The sequence below is a fragment of the Lichenibacterium minor genome, from assembly GCF_004137685.1.
Lineage (GTDB): Bacteria > Pseudomonadota > Alphaproteobacteria > Rhizobiales > Beijerinckiaceae > Lichenihabitans > Lichenihabitans minor.
The window spans coordinates 1-3,066 of record NZ_QYBB01000113.1 but is presented as its reverse complement, the minus strand read 5'-3'; the positions used below and the strand labels follow the sequence as shown (position 1 = coordinate 3,066).

At 62.5% G+C, this 3,066-nt stretch carries 3 protein-coding genes and 1 pseudogene; 1 reads left to right on the top strand and 3 read right to left on the bottom strand.

The genetic code is table 11. From position 1 onward, the window contains the following. Nucleotides 1-371: 371 nt before the first annotated feature. From D3273_RS27355 to D3273_RS27345, 3 genes are all read right to left on the bottom strand, one after another. Nucleotides 372-1,481, bottom strand: a complete 1,110-nt coding sequence (locus tag D3273_RS27355; protein ID WP_129230162.1) for a TadE/TadG family type IV pilus assembly protein — start codon at nt 1,479-1,481, stop codon at nt 372-374. Continuing rightward, a complete protein-coding gene (locus D3273_RS27350) occupies nt 1,478-1,888 on the bottom strand; it encodes a hypothetical protein (RefSeq protein ID WP_129230160.1) in 411 nt (136 codons plus the stop codon). The genes D3273_RS27355 and D3273_RS27350 overlap by 4 nt, the downstream gene beginning before the upstream one ends. 452 nt (nt 1,889-2,340) lie before the next feature. Beyond that, nucleotides 2,341-2,787 (bottom strand): cupin domain-containing protein, encoded by a 447-nt coding sequence (locus D3273_RS27345; RefSeq protein WP_165359747.1) that lies wholly within the window; start codon nt 2,785-2,787, stop codon nt 2,341-2,343. Nucleotides 2,788-2,865: 78 nt separating this feature from the next. Here D3273_RS27345 and D3273_RS27340 point away from each other — a divergent pair. Further along, nucleotides 2,866-2,991: pseudogene (locus D3273_RS27340) on the top strand (helix-turn-helix domain-containing protein); the annotation flags it as partial. Between the last annotated feature and the right edge of the window lie 75 nt (nt 2,992-3,066).

The following is a 3,066-nucleotide window of genomic DNA, read 5'->3' as shown; positions in this document are numbered from 1 at the left end:
CTGGAAAGCATCGCCCCGATCGGCGATGATGACGCCGTCAGCCTGCCGATCCTGGCAGCCTGACCGTCCCGGCCCAAGCCGGTGACCAAGGTGGCTCCTCCGGAAGCTACACCATCCCTGGGGACACGATCCTGGCCGACGCTCCTCACCGTTCCGATCCGCCTTGCAACGACGCTTCAAACGCCGAGCCGAGCCATGCGTCTCGTGCAGCCTCGGATGGGTATATCTCATCAAGACAACCCGTCTCATTCGGGTAACACTTGACTTTGGAAACAGCGATGCTCCGCTCGAGGCGGCGAAAAATGTGTCTCCGCGTGTCAGCTCGAGAGATCGGATCAACCTCCACGTGTCTAGTTCACGACTAACTGACCTCAGTTGGTCAGCACCAACCCCTTTACCACTGTAGAATCGATTTGAGAACAGGTGACTGTATAGACGGCATCATTGTAGTCCTTGTCGTCGGTCGAGCCGCCCATATCGTTCCAGTAGTAGCGCAGCGTCATGCCGGACGCCTGGACGCAGTTGACGGTGGCGTAGGTCGGCAGGGCGCTCAGGCAGGAGCCGGACGTCGGCGATGCGGTGCTGCTCGTCAGCACCTGCAGGCTGCAGTTCTGCGTCACGCTGGGGTAGGCGATCTGGCTCGGCGGCGACATGTGCGAGTAGAAGTAATGCACGCTTCCCGAGGCACCTCCGTAGGCGTTGCTGCCGTAATTGTTCGACGAACACTTCTTGAGGATGAGGAGAACGGTAGTGCACGTCGTGGCGGCGTTTCCGTCCGTCGTGTTCGTCAGCATGAACCCCAGCTTCTGGCTGGCCGTGAGCTGAACGGTGGTGGTGCCCGAGCTCGTCGCATTTGCGGCGTTGCTGTAGAGCAGGGTCGTCGCGGTGGGCGTTGAGCCGTCCGCAGGCACCGTGTAGTAGGAGATCGTGCCTGTATCGACGGCGCTGGAGCTGAAGCCGGACATGCTGATCGTGATGTTGTAGACGGGGTTCCTCGCCGTCGCGGTCACGGCCACGGTGTTGGAGCTCTTGGCCATGGCCATCAGGGTGTTGGAGATCGACGCCGAGGCTGCCACCGTCATCCCGTAGCTCGTCACCGAGGTGCCGCTCGTGGCCGTGCCGGGCGTGACCGTGAAGGTGAGCGCGGACAGTCCGCTCGTCGTCTTGAACTGCGTCATGTAGTTGGTAGCCGCCGCGGTCGCCGTGGCGAGCGTCGCGGCGCTCGTGTAGGCGCCGGCGCCCGCCAGCGCCGCGGCGTCGACGGCGCCCTGCATCTCCGCCTGCTGGTTGATGCTGCGGGCGAGGTCGAGCCCCGACCCCGCGAAGAACAGCAGTGCCACGACGGACACGCCGAACCACACCGCCACGCCGCCGCGCTCGTCCCGCCCGAAGCGTGGTAGCCCGCGCCACATCCTGCCCAGCCTCGCCATGATGGAACCCCGGTACTCGAGACGGCCTCTTGCCTTCACGGTCGCGCTCATGAATGGGCCACCGTAGTGCCAGCGCGCGGGCGCGAGTAGGTCGTCCGCGTGAGCGTGTATGAGGATGGCAGGGTGTAGGATGGCGGGAACTTGTAGACGTAGGTGGCCTGCACCACGATCACGCTGTCGCCGAGGTTGGGCGCGTAGGCGGCGCCGAGCGCCAGGGCGTTCGACAGCGTGGCGCCGCCGCAGGTCGTGTCCTGCCAGTCGACCGCGCGCGTGCCCGAGGTCGCGTAGGTGACGCTCGCCGCCGTCGCGGTGAGGGGTCCGAGGAACGGCGCCAGCGTCAGCCGCCTTCCCGCACAGAAGTCCGTCATCTCGGCCGTCATCAGCGTGGTCTGCTGGGCTACGAGGTCGCCGAGGCTCTCAACAGATTCCGTACCACTAACGTCGTGGCGTAGAAACATACTAGCTACATTGAAACCCTTTTGAGGGTTGAATGAGATGAAATTCGATTCTTGCATGATCTTAAGCGGAATTTACCCTGAGAAAGAATCATAGTCATCTCGACCTATCTTCAATCCGTTAAAAAATATGGAGAATATACGTTTGAAGGATCAGGTATGAAAGGCTCATATATCGTCTCATCCGCGGCGAGACGTAGCAATCAACATGTTTAGCGTTCACCACCGAGCACGTGCTGCCGAAGCCAGTCGCCAGTCCATCCATCAGCTTATTTGATTCCTGCATGGGTATTCCCCAGCGAGGCAGTCTTGTAAGACACCTCGCCCTGCTCTCATATGTGTCGGTTCCGAGCTCCTGAGACACCGGATAGGGCGGTTCTAGACCCATCCGAGACACCACAGCGGCCGCCCGTTCAGATACTCGGCAAACACACTTCCGGAATTCAGCCCTGTCATCAGCCTGCTGGCAGGAGTTCGATGCCGAAGCGGGAGGACAGACCGACGAGGCGGCCGAGCGTGGCCGCATCCGGAGCCCGGGCAGGCTCATTATTCGAGACGGGCTGTCCAGCTTCGCGAACGAACTGCTCGAAGCCGGACGGCGTGCAGAACACAAGGGCCTGTGCGGGTTCGGGGCCGGCATTACCCAGGCGGTGAGCTTGGGCCCGGGGAAGGACCACGACCTCCCCGGCGGAGAGCAACTGGGTCTCGCCACCCGTTTCTATCTCGACCTGCCCGGACAGGACGTAAACGGTCTCGTCTTCGTTGAGGTGACGATGCCGCGGTGTCCAGACGCCGGGTGGATTGGTGATGTGGAGCAGCGCGAACTGCCGGCCAGTCTCTTCCCCGCTCACCAAGACGTAGACGGAAGTACCTGCGAAGGCGATGGTTTCAATCGGGCGCATCGGCGCAGTCCTCGTTGTTGATGCTGGGGTGTAGGCCGGTGCTGGACATGAAGCGAGCGTCATAGCCATCATGGGCGCATGAGTTCACGTCATGTCTCGGAGCGCGACCTCCGCCTGTTCCTGGTGCTCGACGCGCTGCTCGACCACCGTAGTGTGACTCGGGCCGCCAGCGCGCTCGGCCTCACCCAATCCGCGATCAGCCGTAAGCGTCGCTCCGCCCCCACCTTCTGGAGCCTGACCGGGTGATCGATGATCGAGGCTGCAGGAGGCTTCGATCCA